We start from the raw sequence: 15416 nt of genomic DNA, 5'->3' as shown, positions 1-15416 counted from the left end.
GGCGCGGCGATGCCGGCTTCGGCAAGGGCTTCGGCATACATTCCGGCCACTTGCCCGCGCAGCTGCATTTCTTCTTCGAGTATCGCCAGTTTGGGCAGCAGAATGGCGGCCTGCAAGGTGTCGAGGCGGCTGTTTACGCCCACGCGGATATGGTGGTAGCGGCGGTCTTGGCCGTGGCGGGCAATTTGGCGGATAACGGTTGCCAGCTCTTCGTCGTTGGTAAACACCGCGCCGCCGTCACCGTAGCAGCCCAGCGGTTTGCTGGGGAAGAAGCTGGTGCAGGCGATGGTGGTGAGGTTGCAGGATTTGCGGCCTTTGTAGGTGGCGCCGAAACTTTGTGCGGCGTCTTCAATCACGGGCAGGTTGTGCTTGGGGGCGATTTCGTTGATGGCATCGAAATCGGCGCATTGGCCGTAAAGCGAAACGGGGATAATCGCGCGGGTTTTATCGGTGATGGCCGCTTCGAGTTTGGCGGGGTCGATATTGTAGGTTTTTTCGTCCACATCGATGTAAACGGGTTTTGCGCCGAGCAGGGCAACGGTTTCGGCGGTGGCGATGTAGGTGAAACCGGGCGTGATAACCTCGTCGCCCGCACCCACGCCCAAGGCCATCAGCGCGATTTGCAGCGCATCGGTGCCGTTGGCCACGCTGATGCAGTATTTCGCGCCGCAGTAGGTTTTCAACTGTTCTTCAAGCTCGGCCACTTCGGGGCCGAGAATATAGGCACCGTGGGCGAGCACTTTTTGGATGTTGGCGTCGATTTCTGATTTGATGCGCGCCTGTTGGGCGGCGAGATCGATAAACTGCATGGTGTTTGTCCTTCGCGTATTTGATTTGGATATTATTCTGATTTGCTCAAGCGGCCGTCTGAAAGCGTATAAACGGCGCCGGTGTGGGAGCAGACGGCGCTGCCGCTGCCGCTCACGGGCAGGTCGAGCTGCTCGCCGTATTCGCTCATCCAGCCGATCTGGCGGGCGGGCACGCCGACCATCAGGGCATAGTCGGGCACGTCTTTGTTTACTACTGCGCCCGCACCCACGAAGGCGAAACGGCCGATGGTGATGCCGCAAACGATGGTGCAGTTGGCGCCCAGCGTGGCGCCTTTTTTCACCAGCGTGTCGCGGTATTCGCTTTTGCGCTCGATTAAGGAGCGCGGGTTATACACGTTGGTAAACACCATGCTGGGGCCGCAAAACACGCCTTCTTCGAGGTAAACGTTGTCGTAAACGGAAACGTTGTTTTGGATCTTGCAGTTGTCGCCGATTTTCACGCGGTTGCCCACAAACACGTTTTGCCCGAACGAGCAGTTTTCGCCGATTTCGGCGCCGCCGCAGATGTGTACGAAATGCCAGATGCGGCTGCCGGCGCCGATTTTCGCGCCTTCGTCAACGATGGCGCTGGGGTGTACGGTGTAGTCGGTCATTTTAATAACTCCTGTAAGGCCGCTTCGCCCTGAAGCTGCGCCGTCGTCCATTTGCCGCCGTAGATGTGCAGCACGTTGTCCACGCGCTCGAACGCCCATTCGCGGGTGGCGTCGCTCGGGTTGGCGGCGCTTTTGAGCAGGGGGCGCACGCCCGAAAAGCTGCCGCTCACATCCGCCGCCGTGAGTTTTTCGCTGTGGTAAGCGTTGTAGGCGGCCAAAAGGTAATCGGTTTCGGTTTCAGACGGCCTTTCCGCTTCGGGGTGGTTTTGGCGGATTTCGGTGGTGCCGATCAGGGTTTTGCCTTGGTAGGGCAGCACGAAGAAAATCCGTTTTTCTTGCGGAATCGGCAGCATCAGCGCCTGTTTTTGTTCGCGGTCGATAAAGATGTGGCTGCCGCGCACCCAGTCGATGGTGTAGGCTGGCTCTCCGCCCTGTTGCCGGCGCAGCGCCATTGCCCACGGGCCGGTGGCGTTGGCGATGCGCTCGAAACCGTCAAGTTCGGCCAGGGTTTCGATTTTATGCCGCTCTTCCACGTTTACGCCCAAACTGCGGCATTGTTCCACCACCCAGCGGCCCAGTGCGAAATCGTCCATTTGTGCGTCGTAGAACGAGAATGCGCCTTTGAGGCCGTCTGAAAGCAGAGTGGGGCAGCGCTCGAGCGTTTCGGCTTTGTCGAGCCACGAGCTGCGCGGGAAGCCGCTGCCGGCGGCCAGAAAGTCGTAGAGCTTGGTGCCGATGCTGATCTGCCATTTGGGGCGGCCGCGCCCCGCATAGATGGGGAACAGCAATTCCAGCCGGCGGCACAGTCCGGGTGCGTGTTCCAGCCAGAAACGGCGCGCCAGCAGGGCTTTTTTCACCAGCGCAAACTGGCCGGTTTCAAGGTAGCGCAGGCCGCCGTGCAGCAGTTTGGACGACGATTGGCTGGTGTGCGCCATCACGGTGTCCTGCTCGAACAGCGTAACGGCGTGGCCTTGTTTGGCCGCCGCCCAAGCGGTGCACGCGCCTATGATGCCTGCGCCTGCTACGGCGATTTTCATATTCAGACGGCCTTATCAGTAAACCAGCGGAAGCGACACGGTTTTGTTGTCGCGGGCGGCAAGATAAGCCGCAATCAAGAGTTCCAGCGATTTCAAACCTTCGCGTCCGTCGGTAATCGGCTCGGCTTGGCCGCGCATCACGTCGATAACGTTTTTGTAGTAGAGCGGGTGGCCGAAGCCGTAAACCGAAGTGGTTTCGTAGTTGGCGGTTTTTACCTGCTCGTCGTAGTCGCGCGTGTCGGCGAAGTTCCATTCTTGGATTTCGTTAACCGCCACGCCGCCGATGCGCACGGTGCCGGTTTCGCCCAAAATGGTAATCGAGCCTTCGAGGTTTTTCGGGTAGGTGCACATGGTAACGGCCATCGAGCCGAGTGCGCCGTTGCGCCAGCGGATGTTGACCACGCCGGTGTCTTCGGTTTCGATGTCGCGGTGGGTGGAAATCATCGCCTGCACGTCTTCCACCGGGCCGATCAGCCATTCCATCAGGTCAACATAGTGGCTGGCTTGGTTCATGAATGCGCCGCCGTCGAATTCCCACGTGCCGCGCCAGCCGCCGCCTTGGTCGTAATATTCCTGCGGGCGCGTCCAAAACACGTTGAGGTGCACCATGCAGATTTTGCCGAAGCGTTTTTCTTCTACGGCGCGTTTGAGCATTTGCAGGGTGGCGTTGAGGCGGTTTTGTTTCACCACAAACAGGCGTTTGCCTGCTTTGTCGGCCGCTTTCACCATGCGCTCGCCGTCGTGCAGGCGGGTGGCCATCGGCTTTTCGGTAACCACGTGGAAGCCGGCTTCAACGGCCTCAACGGCCTGATCGGGGTGTTGGCCCGAGGGTGTGGTGAGCACGATGATGTCGGCGTCGGTGTTTGCCAGCATTTCGGTGTAGGAAGCGTAGCCTTTGGCGCCGGTGCGCTCTACGGCTTTTTGCAGGTTTTCGGGGTTGGTGTCGCACACGGCAACGACCTCGCATTCGTCTTTCAGGGTTTCGAACGAACCGAAGTGGTTGTTGGAAATGCGGCCGCAGCCGGCAAGTGCGAATTTGATTTTGCGGTTTTGGATGGTTTCGTACATGAGAGAGTCTCTGGATGGGTTTTTCAGACGGCCTTCGTGTTGCAGGAACAGGCCGTTTGAAAAACGGTATATGTTCTGAAAGGGTAGGTTTTAGAACCGTTTTTCCCGCGTTGACAGCTTCGGGCATGCGGGCGGAAACCGGTGGTTCGGTCGGGAACCGCGTTGCACGGGTGTTCCGGCAATGCCGCAGGGGTTTTCCGTTTCGGCCGGCGATTGCGGCGGGTTTGATAAAACAAATAACGGTTGTCCGCAGGACGGGCTGAGCCGCCGTTTTCAGACGGCCTGTCTGCCGTGCGTCCTGCGCTTTTTCAGACGGCCTTTACGCTTTCACGATGTTCGCCGCGTCTTCGCCGCGGAATTTGCCGCGCGAATCGATCACCAGCTTGGCGTGCTGTTTCAGCAGGCCGTAGTCGAATTTGTCGTGGTCGGTTGCCAGCACCACGCAGTCGAATTTGGCCAGGTTGTCGGCGGTAAACGGCTCGCTTTTCAGGTCGAATTTGTGTTCGCGCATTTTCGGGAACACGGGAACGTGCGGGTCGGAGTAGGCAACGTTTGCGCCCAAGTCGCGCAGGCGTTCCATGATGTGTACCGACGGGCTTTCGCGCATATCGTCCACGTTTTTCTTATAGGCGATGCCCAATACCAGCACGTTGCTGCCTTTGATGGCGCGGTTGTGGTCGTTGAGCGCGAGCACGGTTTTGTTGACCACATAGTCGGGCATGGCCGAGTTCACTTCGCCCGCCAGCTCGATGAAGCGGGTGTTCACGCCGTATTCGCGCGCTTTCCAGGTTAGGTAGAACGGGTCGATGGGGATGCAGTGGCCGCCCAAGCCGGGGCCGGGGTAGTAGGCGACGAAACCGAACGGCTTGGTGGCCGCCGCGTCGATGACTTCGTGGATGTCCACGCCCATTTTGTCGGCCACGATTTTCATCTCGTTTACCAAACCGATGTTCACCGCGCGGTGGATGTTTTCCAAGAGCTTGGTCAGTTCGGCCGCTTTGGTGCTGCTCACGGGCACCACTTTATCGATGGCGGGTTGGTAAAGCGCGATGCCGACTTCCAGACACGCGGGCGTGTGGCCGCCGATGACTTTCGGAATGGTGCGGGTTTCGAAATTGGGATTGCCCGGGTCTTCGCGTTCGGGCGAGTACACCAGGAAGATGTTTTCGCCGACTTTCAGGCCGCCTTCCTGCACGCGCGGCAGCAGTTCTTCTTCGGTGGTGCCGGGGTAGGTGGTGGATTCGAGCGACAACACTTGGCCGGCACGCAGATAAGGCTTCACGGCATCGGTGGTGTCGATAACGAAGCTCATGTCCGGCTCGCGGTATTTATTGAGCGGGGTGGGCACGCACAGAATCACGGCTTCCACTTCGCCGATGCGCGAAAAATCGGTGGTGGCTTCAAACAGGCTGTTTTTCGCCGCCGCGATTTTATCGGACGGGATATGCTCGATATAGCTTTCGCCGTTGTTGAGTTTGCGCACTTTTTCTTCGTCGATGTCGAAGCCCAAAACCTGATAGCCGATGTCGACGTAACGCAGCATCAGCGGCAGGCCGACGTAACCCAAACCGACGATGCCGATTTTGGCTGATTTGTCGGCGAATTTTTGAATGGTGATGTTTTTCATAAGGATTTCTCAAACATGAAGGGAAGGGGAAAGAAAAGGGAAAACATATGCCCGCGCAAGCTGTTATTGCGGGGATAAATAGTCAGGTTAGTAGTTTTATGCCCGGCAAACAGGAGTGGATCGCTTTATTGGATGGTTTTGCCGGAAAAAAGTTTTGCGGCCGGCCGTGCGGAAGAATCTGCCTGTACGGTGTGTGAAAAAATGTACAGGCCGTCTGAAAAATAACATAATGAATTTTTTATGGCTTTTATGCAGTTGGTGTTTCGGGGCTGCGGGTTTGTAAAACATGTGCTGTATGATTTTTACATAGATTAACTGCATGAAATTACAATGATTGCGCCGGATTTTCCGAAATGCCGTCGGTATTGCCAACATACGGGTACGTCCGACAATTTAAATTAAACGCAATTTACAGACGGCATAGTATAATAGCCGACTTCTATCCCACGCCACACCGAAGACAAGATGAAAACCGCTTTATACCGCCTGTTGGCCGCATTGCTGCTGAGCGGCACCGCCGTTTCCGCGCAGGCCGCCGTCTATATCTGCAACGGCACTTTTTCCGACCGGAAACTGGGGCCCGAATGCTTCCTGTCGCAAATGGACGGTTCGGGTTCCGCGCCTGCCGAAAAAGTCGACAACGTCCAACCCGTCGAGCCTGATTTAAAACAGAAACCGGGCGAGTTGGCCGAGAGCGGCGGCGATGTTACCGTGCTGCCGCAGAAGGGTGGCAGCAGCGTAACCAATTCCGCGGAAGCGGCCAATCCCAAACTCGATGTGCGCCTGCGCAACGGCGGCAAATCGGCCAAGGCAAAAGCGGCCGAAGCGAACCGCCGCGCCAAAATCGTTCCCGCGCCCACCATCCCCGCTCCGCCGGTCAAGCCCAAAGTTCAGCTTACCCGCGCGCAGATTCTGAACAACGAAGTCAAAAACGAGAAAACCGCGCTCGTGCGTGCCAAAGCTCAGTTGAGCGCAGCCAAGCGCAAAGGCAGCGACGCGGCGAAAATCCAGCGTTTGGAGCAGACCGTGCGCGACCGTCAGGCCAATATCCGTGCGATTGAAGGCGAGATGAAACGCTGATTCTGTTGAACCTGTTTGCAAAGGCCGTCTGAAAGTTTTTCAGACGGCCTTTGTGTGTTTCGGCACGGCACAACCTTGGCCGGTCTGCCTGTTCCGGAACGGGGTAAATCATGCGGATACATATTCTGCCTGTTCCCGCCTTCCGTGTTGCCGCATGGACAGCTTGCCTGCCGGATTGGAAAAGGCTGCGTCTGGATATAGCGTTGATTGCATTTGCCGTCGTTCCCGCTCAGGCGGGAATCCAGCGTTAATATTCATAAGTGTGTGAATAAACGATGTTTTCTGAACTTAAGACCGGATTTCCGTTCCGCGCGGGAATGGCGTTATCGGTCATCAACGCATTATCCAAACACAGCCGAGTAGGATTATGGGGGCGTGATGACAGACTGTCGCTGCGGGTTCTGTCTATGTGGGCATAATGGGGCAACGGTTGAGCGTTATCCCTTCCGAACATGGTCGCGGTTACGGTTTGCCGTGTTTTTTCAGACGACCTGCATGACGTGTCATCCGCCGCCCGAATCGGGTTGCCGTTTGCAGGCGCATGCGGTTTAATGGCAGCCCCGCCACAGCAAAGGCCGTCTGAAATGCCTACCTTGTCCCAATGGCTGCAAACCTGCCCGCTGCCGAAAAACGAAGCGCGTTTGCTGCTGCAACACGCAACGGGCTATACCCGCGCCCAGCTCATTACCCGCGACGGCGAATCCTTGCCCGATGAGGTCTGCACCGCGCTTGAGTCGTTTACGGAACGCCGTCTGAACGGCGAACCCGTGGCCTATATTCTCGGCGTGCGCGAGTTTTACGGGCGGTCGTTTGCCGTCGGCCCGGCCGTTCTGATTCCGCGCCCCGAAACCGAACACCTTGTCGAAGCCGCATTGGCGCGGTTGCCGCAGGGCGGAAAACTGTGGGATTTGGGAACGGGCAGCGGCATCGTCGCCGTTACCGCCGCACTCGAACGCCCCGATGCATCCGTGCGCGCCAGCGACATCAGCGCCGACGCATTGGCCGTTGCCCGCCGAAACGCGCAGGATTTGGGTGCAGCCGTCGAATTTGCCCGAGGCTCGTGGTTCGATACCGACAGGCCGTCTGAACAAAACAGTTACGACATCATCGTCTCCAACCCGCCCTATATCGAAGCGGGCGACGCGCACCTGACGCAGGGCGATTTGCGTTTCGAGCCGCAGGGGGCGTTGACCGATTTTTCAGACGGCCTGACCTGCATCCGTGCGTTGGCCGACGGTGCGCCGGCATATTTGAAAACGGGCGGTTGGCTGCTGTTGGAACACGGCTTCGACCAAGGTGCGGCCGTCCGCGGCATTTTGCGGCGGAACGGTTTTGTGCAGATAGAAACCCTGCCCGATTTGGCGGGGTTGGACAGGGTAACGCTGGGGCGTAAGCCGTAGGTGCTTACGGCAAACAGACAGGCCGTCTGAAATTTCAGACGGCCTGATTTGTATCTGAATATTCGAACCCTGACACGGCAAGGTTGGGTTCGTTCGGCTGACCGTGCACGGATATTTTCAGACGGCCTGTCTGTTTGCGGATGTGCGGTCGCGTTGTTTGGACGGCAAACCGCGTTGGGGCGGTGAAGTTTCTGTGAACAATTCAGGCGGATGGGTGGTTCCGCTCCAAGCGGCGCAACCGTATCCAATGGCGTTTTCAGACGGCCTGATTTGTGTCTGAATATTTGACCCCTGACACGTCAGGATTGGTTGAACAGGGTGCGTTCGGCTGACTGTATAACGGATATTTTCAGACGGCCTTTGAGTGGTAAAGCGCAGCAGGGCAGGCTGTTTTCATAGATGCCCTTGTAGATGCCCTTGCCGTGTGGATATGAGTCTGCGTCCGGCTTCTGCCGCTTGTTTTAGGCAGTATCCGGATGGTACGTCGGACATACTGACCACATCATTCCCACTCAGGAGGGAATCCGGTTTTGAATTTGAGAAATACGGTTTTTATTCATCAGGTTGTGAATGTCTCCATGAATTTCCGCCTGCGCGGGAATGACGGGTTTGAGTAATTGATTTTGTGCGAACTGATGTTCCGTTCAAGCGCAGCCTTGCTCGGGTAACCAAGGTGTTCTGTATTTCCGTGGGTTTCGTGAAAAGGGTGGGGTGCGCAGGCAAAACGGCTAATCCAGCAGCTTGGCAGCGACGGTTTGCTTGAATGCCGTGTTGGGTTGGCAGAGAAAAAGGCCGTCTGAAAACAGAAAACCTGTTTTCAGACGGCCTTTGCGGTTTCAGGCGTTTGCCTGATTATTTCGCAGCCAGCTCAGCACGCAGTTTTTTGGTCACTGCCATCATCACTTCAAGCTGTTTCACGGTTTCTTCCCAGCCGCGGGTTTTCAGGCCGCAGTCGGGGTTGACCCACAAGCGTTCTACCGGCACAACGTCCATCGCTTTGCGCAGCAGGTGTTCCACTTCGGCTTCGGTGGGGACGCGCGGGCTGTGGATGTCGTACACGCCCGGGCCGATGTCGTTCGGGTATTTGAAGTCGCCGAACGCGGTCAGCAAGTCCATGTCGGAACGCGAGGTTTCGATGGTGATGACGTCGGCGTCCATGCTGGCGATGGCGGGCAGGATGTCGTTGAACTCGGAGTAGCACATGTGGGTGTGGATTTGGGTGCTGTCTTCCGCGCCGGTGCTGGAGAGGCGGAAGGATTCGCAGGCCCAGGCCAGGTATTCGTCCCATTGCGCTTTTTTCAGCGGCATGGCTTCGCGGATGGCGGGCTCGTCAATCTGGATGACTTTGATGCCGGCTTTTTCCAAGTCCAGCACTTCGTCGTTCAGGGCGAGAGCGATTTGCTTGGCGACCACGCTCAAGGGGATGTCGTCGCGCACGAACGACCATTTGAACATGGTGACGGGGCCGGTGAGCATGCCTTTCATCGGGCGTTTGGTCAGCGTTTGCGCGTAGGAAGACCAGTAAACGGTCATCGGACTCGGACGGGAAACGTCGCCGAAAATGATCGGCGGCTTCACGCAGCGGCTGCCGTAGCTCTGTACCCAGCCGAACTGGCTGAAGCAGTAGCCGGCCAGTTGCTCGCCGAAGTATTCGACCATGTCGTTGCGCTCGGCTTCGCCGTGCACCGGCACGTCCAGCTCCAGTTTTTCCTGAACTTCCACGCAGTAGGCGATTTCTTTTTTCATCGCGGCATCGTAATCGGCGGCGGAGAGTTCGCCTTTTTTGAAGGCGGCGCGCGCTTGGCGGATTTCGGTGGTTTGCGGGAAGGAGCCGATGGTGGTGGTCGGCAGCACGGGCAGGTTCATCCAAGCCTGCTGCGCTTTGATGCGCTCGGCAAACGGTGATTTGCGCTGGTCGGCGCCTTTGGGCAAATCCGCCACGCGTTTTTGCACGGCTTCGTTGTGGATTTTCTTGTTGGTGGCGCGGTCGGCGGCGGCGGCGTCGGAAGCGGCGATGGCTTCTTTCACGCTGTCTTTGCCGTTGGCCAAGGCTTGTTTCACCGTGCCCAGTTCCACCAGTTTCTGTGCGGCAAACGCCATCCAGTTTTTGATTTCGGGGTCGAGTTTTTCTTCAACCGCCAGATCCTGCGGGCTGTGCAGCAGCGAGCAGGAAGGCGCAATCCACAGGTTGCCGCCCAGTTTGTCGGCAACGGGTTTCAGCGTGTCGATCACTTTGCTCAGGTTGGCGCGCCATACGTTGCGGCCGTCAATCAGGCCGACGGACAGGATTTTTTCAGACGGCCATGCGTCTGCAAACACGGCCAGTTGCTCGGGTGCGCGCACGCAGTCGATGTGTACGCCGGCCACGGGCAGGTTTTTCAGCAGCTCGACGTGTTCGGCCACGGAAGCGAAGTAGGTGCCGATGACGATTTTTATGCCGGTGGCGGCCAACTCTTTGTAAACGTTCGGGAAAGCATCGTAATAGGCTTTGTCGGCATCCACCGCCAAAACGGGTTCGTCAATCTGAACGTATTCCACGCCGGCGGCGGCCAGTTCGCGCAGGAGCTGTGCGTAGGCGGCCAGCAGTTTCGGCAGCAGGCTCAGGCGGTCGAACGCTTCTTTGTCTTTGCCCAGCCACAGCAGGGTCAGCGGGCCGACCAAAGTCGGTTTCACATTGTGGCCCTGCGCCTGCGCTTCTTTGATTTGGGCGGTCAGGTTGGCGGCGTTGACCGAAAATTCGGTGTCGGCGTGCCATTCGGGCACGATGTAGTGGTAGTTGGTGTCGAACCACTTGGTCATTTCCATGGCAAACTGGGTGGCGTTGCCGCGCGCCAGTTGGAAGTATTCGGGCAGCGTCAGTTTGGCCGCGTCGAAGCCGAAGCGTTTCGGAATCGCGCCCAAAGTGCACAGCAGGTCAAGTACATGGTCGTAAAACGAAAAATCGCCCGCAGGTACGAAATCGGCACCGGCGGCTTTTTGCGCGGCCCAGTTCAGACGGCGGATTTCGGCGGCGGCGGCCTCAACTTCGGCCTCGGTTTTCGCGCCTTTCCAGAAGGCTTCGACGGCAAATTTCAGCTCGCGCTTCGCACCGATGCGCGGATAGCCTGAAAGGTGAAAGGTATTCATATTGTTGGTCTCCGGAAAAAAGATTGCCCGCATCAGCGGCAGATAAACGGGTACGGGCGTATCATGCACGTTTTCGGCGGCAAGTGCAAACGACAAATCCGCATGGCTGTATGAAAAATTTTAATGGGTTTCAGACGGCATCCCGCAGGCGGCGGCTTACGGCGGAACCGGCCGGAAAACGGTACGGATTTTCCGTGCAAACCTGTTCGCGGCCGGACAAGGCCGTCTGAAAAGTTTTTTCAGACGGCCTTCTCTTCGGTACAATCCCGACCATCCGAATCATCTGTTACGGCCCGAATCATGAACCAAACAGCCAAACCGTTAACCATCGCCGTCTGCGTCGGCGAAGCATCCGGCGACCTGCTCGGCGCACACCTTATCCACGCGTTGAAACAGCGCTGTCCGAACGCCCGCTTCGTCGGCATCGGCGGCGCGCGCATGATTGCCGAAGGCTTCGAGAGCCTGTACGAACAGGAAAAACTGGCCGTGCGCGGCTTTGTCGAAGTCGTCAAACGCCTGCCCGAAATCCTGAAAATCCGCAAAGGCATCGTCAACGATTTAATCCGCATCCGGCCCGACGTGTTCGTCGGCATCGACGCGCCCGATTTCAACTTGGGCGTGGCGGAGAAGCTCAAAGCGGCGGGGATTCCCACCGTGCATTACGTCAGCCCGTCGGTGTGGGCTTGGCGGCGCGAACGCGTGAACAAAATCGTGCATCAGGTCAACAAGGTGCTGTGCCTGTTTCCGATGGAAGCGCAGCTGTACATCGATGCGGGCGGACAGGCGGAGTTTGTCGGGCATCCGATGGCGCAGACCATGCCGCTGGTTGCCGACCGTGCGGCGGCGCGTTTACAGCTCGATATGCCGTCTGAAATTCCCGTGTTCGCGATTATGCCCGGCAGCCGCGTGAGCGAAATCGACTATATGTGTCCCGTTTTTTTTCAGACGGCCTTGTTGCTGAAACAGCGTTATCCGCAGGCGCAGTTCGTGCTGCCCGTTGCCACCGAAGCCAGCGGCCGGCGCATCCGCGAATATCTGGCCAAGCCCGAATTTGCCGTGCTGCCGGTGAAGCTGCTCGACAAACAGTCCGGCCTCGCCTGTACCGCCGCCGACGTGGTGCTGGTCACCAGCGGTACGGCCACGCTGGAAGTGGCGCTGTGCAAGCGGCCGATGGTCATCAGTTACAAAATTTCCGCGCTCACCTACGCTTATGTGAAGCGCAAAATCAAAGTGCCGCACGTCGGCCTGCCGAATATTCTGTTGAACAAAGAAGCCGTGCCCGAACTGTTGCAGCACGATGCCACCCCTGAGAAACTCGCCGCCGCCATTGCCGACTGGTACGACAGCCCCGACAAAACCGCCGCATTGGAACGCGATTTTTACGCGTTGCACGAAATGCTGAAAAAAGATACCGCAGAGCTGGCAGCGGCGGCGGTGTTGAAAGAAGCGAAGGCCGTCTGAAAAACAGCTTTCGGGTGCAGCAGCCGAAGACGGCTTGGCCGCACGGATTTCGGAAGCCGGTTGGTTTGCAAAGGCTGTGTTTGGATTGTGTTGATAGTTGTTGTTTCGTCATTCCCGCGCAGGCGGGAATCCGGAAGGCGGAATTTCAGAATCTGTCTGAATAAACCGCTTGTTTGTCATGGCAGGTTTGGATTCCCGCCTGCGCGGGCATGACGGTTGTGAATGCTGCCGTCCCCAATCGGCATACCGTGCCGACACAGCCGGTTAGTTTTCCAAAATACTGATTGCCGTTACCGTGCCGTATGTAAGATTTGCCGTTGCCGTATCGAAGCGAAGGCCGTCTGAAAATATTTTCAGACGGCGCGGCCGGTTCAACCCCATTCGTTATTTTCAAGGAACAGCCCATGCTCCAAGCCCTTACCGCAGGTGTCGACGAAGCAGGCCGCGGGCCGCTGGTCGGCAGCGTGTTTGCCGCCGCCGTGATTCTGCCGTCCGATTACGAGTTGGACGGGCTGACCGATTCCAAAAAACTCAGCGAGAAAAAGCGGGACGAGCTGGCGGTGAAAATCAAAGCGCAGGCCGTGGCTTGGTGCGTGGCCAGCGCGTCGGTGGAAGAAATAGGCCGTCTGAACATCCTGCACGCAACCATGCTGGCGATGGCGCGGGCGGTGCAGGGTTTGGCTGTCCGGCCGCAAAAAGTGCTGGTCGACGGCAACCGCGTGCCGCCGGATTTGGGTGTTGAAGCGGAAGCGGTGGTAAAGGGCGACAGCAAAATCATCGAAATTTCAGCCGCGTCGGTGCTGGCCAAAACCGCGCGCGATGCGGAAATGTATGCGCTGGCGCAGCGTTATCCGCAATACGGTTTCGACAAACACAAGGGCTACGGCACGGCGGCGCATCTGGAAGCTCTGTCGCGGTACGGCGTGCTGCCCGAACACCGACGCGGTTTTACGCCCGTGAGAACGCTTTTGGCTCAGGGGAAACTGTTCGGATAAGGCGGTAGCCGACGGATGGCGCGGCGAAGTGCGGTTTGAATCGTGCCGTCCGTTATGCCGCAAATCGGGACCGTAACGGGCAGACAATGCCGTTTGCACCAATACCGCCGTCTGAAAAACGGGTTTCCGCCTGAGCAGGCATGGTTTGCAGAGTGTTGCCGTGGGGATGTTCAGGCTGGGGGCGGATATTGCGTGGATACTTGGTTTTCCGTTGTTTTTGCGCAGGCGGGAATCCGGCTTTTATATACAAATGATTGTTTAATATAAATATTTTGTATTTTGGATATGGATTCCCGCCTGCACGGGAATGGCGGAAGCCGGAGCAATCCGCCGTATCGGTATGGCATCCGTGCAATCTTCACGCACAGCCTGTTTTAAAAAACGGTTCAAACCCGTGCCGTAATCCGAAAGGCCGTCTGAAACCTTGTTCAGACGGCCTTTTATCGCAATCCGCCGACGTTTGGCAGGCCGTTCACGCAAAACAGGACGCTTCAGTATAATTTCGGTTTTTCCGTTCCGACACGCACACCAAAAACATCATGGAAACCCACGCCGAAACCTTGTACCGCCAAGCCTGCGGCTTGCTGGAGCAGAACCCGCCCGATACCGCGGCCGCCGTGCCGCTGCTGTACGAAGCGGCCGAAGCCGGCCATCCCGAAGCGGCATTTCAGCTTGCCGCCTGTCTGTCGGAGGAGGAGCAGCCCGACATCCGAGCCGTCCGCCGATGGCTGCAACGGGCAGCCGACGGCGGCCACGGATACGCCGCCTACAATCTGCTGCAAATCTGCGAGGCCGAGGGCGAAAGTTTCGTTTCGCAAATCGACGGCTACACCCGTTTGGCCGAAAACGGCATACTGCCCGCCCAGCTGCGGCTGTTCGAATACTACGCCACCGCCCAAGACCCGCGCGCCGTGCATTGGGCGGCAGAAGCGGCCAAGCAGGAACATCCGCTCGCCCAATATTATCTGGCGCAACACGAACAGAATGCCGCCGAACCCGATTACGGCATCATGCTTGCGCTGTATCTCAAAGCCGCCGCACAGGGTTTGCCGCTGGCACATTGGCAGTTGGGCCGTCTGTATCTTTACGGGCAGGGCGTGGCGCAAAACACGGCATCGGCGGTCGAACACCTGACCGTTGCCGCCGAAGCGGGCATCGTGCCTGCGCAAACCGAATTGGCCGCGTTGTTCCAAGAACAGGAGAATCCCGCCGCAGTCAGGTGGTACCGTGCCGCCGCCGAACACGACGACAACGCCCGCGCCGCACTCGCCCACCTCTACCTGACCGGCACGCTCACCGAACGCAATCCCAACAAAGCGCGCCGCCACGCCCGCGCCGCCGCCGAAAACCACCATCCCGAAGGCCTGCGGCTGATGGGCGACATCTACCGTTACGGCCTGGGCGTAAAAGCCGACGAAGAAGCCGCCCGCGCCTACTACCGTGAAGCCGCCGAACTGGGCAACATCGCCGCCTACCAGAAACTCATCAGCGGCGCCGTGCTCAACCAAGAACAGCAGGAATACGACCAAACCAAAACCGCCGCCCTGCTGCGCCAGCAAACCGAACGCGCCTTCCAAGCCGCCGAAGCCGCCGCCAAAGGCATCGGCCGCGCACAAGATTTCGCCCTTGCCCGCAAACTCTATCTCGAAGCCGCCGAATTCCAACACCGCCAAGCCATGAGCGCACTGGGCAACATATATTACCGCGGGCAGGGCGTTGAAACCGACTACGGCCAAGCCGCCTACTGGTTCGAGCTGGCCGCCGAACAAGGCGATCCCGCCGCCCAATACAGTCTCGCCTGCCAGTACTATTTCGGCCAAGGCCTGCCCCGCAGCACCGCCCAAGCCTGCCGCCTGCTCGAAGCCGCATTGGACAACGGCTACCCCGACCAAGCAACCGCCCGCCGCCTACTGGCCGAATGGCGGGCAGAAGCCGAAACGTGAAACGGTTGGCAACGTAGGTACGGTTAGCCGCCCCAAGCGGCGTAACCGTACATTTGGCAGCCAATCAACTAAGCACAATGATGAAGGCCGTCTGAAAAGCATGAATTGTTTTTCAGACGGCCTTTGAATTTGCACGGCAAGAATTTCCGTTCGCATGCCCTGTTTGCACGGTTACACTGGTTGAACGGTCGGCTGTATCTGTATTACCGTTTTCAGAAACGTAGGTACGGTTAGCCGCCCCAAGCGGCGTAACCGT

The 15416-nt window shown here is 58.1% G+C and carries 11 protein-coding genes; 5 read left to right on the top strand and 6 right to left on the bottom strand.

The genetic code is table 11. The annotated features are described in order from the left end of the window. The 5 genes from ACEYDX_RS06070 to ACEYDX_RS06050 form a co-directional block, all read right to left on the bottom strand. A partial coding sequence (locus tag ACEYDX_RS06070; RefSeq protein WP_373741132.1) for a DegT/DnrJ/EryC1/StrS family aminotransferase occupies nt 1-809 on the bottom strand: 809 nt, incomplete at its 3' end. 32 nt (nt 810-841) lie between these two features. Then, on the bottom strand, nt 842-1423 hold the full coding sequence (locus tag ACEYDX_RS06065; RefSeq protein WP_373741131.1) for an acyltransferase: 582 nt from the start codon (nt 1421-1423) through the stop codon (nt 842-844). Next, nucleotides 1420-2460: an FAD-dependent oxidoreductase gene (locus tag ACEYDX_RS06060; protein WP_373741130.1), complete on the bottom strand. Its 1041-nt coding sequence runs from the start codon at nt 2458-2460 to the stop codon at nt 1420-1422. Before ACEYDX_RS06060 ends, ACEYDX_RS06065 begins: the two co-directional genes overlap by 4 nt. Before the next feature lie 15 nt (nt 2461-2475). After that, nucleotides 2476-3528 carry a Gfo/Idh/MocA family protein gene (locus ACEYDX_RS06055; protein ID WP_373741129.1) on the bottom strand — a complete coding sequence of 351 codons (1053 nt, stop codon included), beginning with the start codon at nt 3526-3528 and terminating at the stop codon, nt 2476-2478. A 319-nt stretch (nt 3529-3847) separates the two neighbouring features. Then, complete coding sequence (locus ACEYDX_RS06050) at nt 3848-5155, bottom strand: nucleotide sugar dehydrogenase (RefSeq protein WP_373741128.1); 1308 nt, start codon at nt 5153-5155, stop codon at nt 3848-3850. A gap of 465 nt (nt 5156-5620) precedes the next feature. Here ACEYDX_RS06050 and ACEYDX_RS06045 point away from each other — a divergent pair, with 465 nt between their 5' ends. Next, a complete protein-coding gene (locus ACEYDX_RS06045) occupies nt 5621-6235 on the top strand; it encodes a hypothetical protein (protein ID WP_373741127.1) in 615 nt (204 codons plus the stop codon). Nucleotides 6236-6819: 584 nt separating this feature from the next. Further along, nucleotides 6820-7635, top strand: coding sequence for a peptide chain release factor N(5)-glutamine methyltransferase (prmC, locus tag ACEYDX_RS06040; protein ID WP_373741133.1), 816 nt, complete (start codon nt 6820-6822; stop codon nt 7633-7635). An 852-nt stretch (nt 7636-8487) separates the two neighbouring features. Here prmC and metE read toward each other — a convergent pair. Further along, nucleotides 8488-10761, bottom strand: a complete 2274-nt coding sequence (metE, locus tag ACEYDX_RS06035) for a 5-methyltetrahydropteroyltriglutamate--homocysteine S-methyltransferase (RefSeq protein ID WP_373741126.1) — start codon at nt 10759-10761, stop codon at nt 8488-8490. Nucleotides 10762-11061: 300 nt separating this feature from the next. On the opposite strand from metE, the gene lpxB reads away from it, so the two are divergent. The 3 genes from lpxB to ACEYDX_RS06020 all read left to right on the top strand — a co-directional run bounded on the left by lpxB (nt 11062) and on the right by ACEYDX_RS06020 (nt 15160). Beyond that, nucleotides 11062-12222 (top strand): lipid-A-disaccharide synthase, encoded by a 1161-nt coding sequence (gene lpxB, locus ACEYDX_RS06030; protein ID WP_373741125.1) that lies wholly within the window; start codon nt 11062-11064, stop codon nt 12220-12222. A 404-nt stretch (nt 12223-12626) separates the two neighbouring features. Next, nucleotides 12627-13217, top strand: a complete 591-nt coding sequence (gene rnhB / locus ACEYDX_RS06025) for a ribonuclease HII (protein WP_373741124.1) — start codon at nt 12627-12629, stop codon at nt 13215-13217. Nucleotides 13218-13756: 539 nt separating this feature from the next. Further along, nucleotides 13757-15160, top strand: a complete 1404-nt coding sequence (locus ACEYDX_RS06020; protein WP_373741123.1) for a tetratricopeptide repeat protein — start codon at nt 13757-13759, stop codon at nt 15158-15160. The last annotated feature ends 256 nt before the right edge of the window (nt 15161-15416 follow it).

The sequence above is a fragment of the Neisseria sp. genome (assembly GCF_041804105.1).
Taxonomy (GTDB): domain Bacteria; phylum Pseudomonadota; class Gammaproteobacteria; order Burkholderiales; family Neisseriaceae; genus Neisseria.
This window is presented reverse-complemented; position numbering and strand designations above follow the sequence as displayed.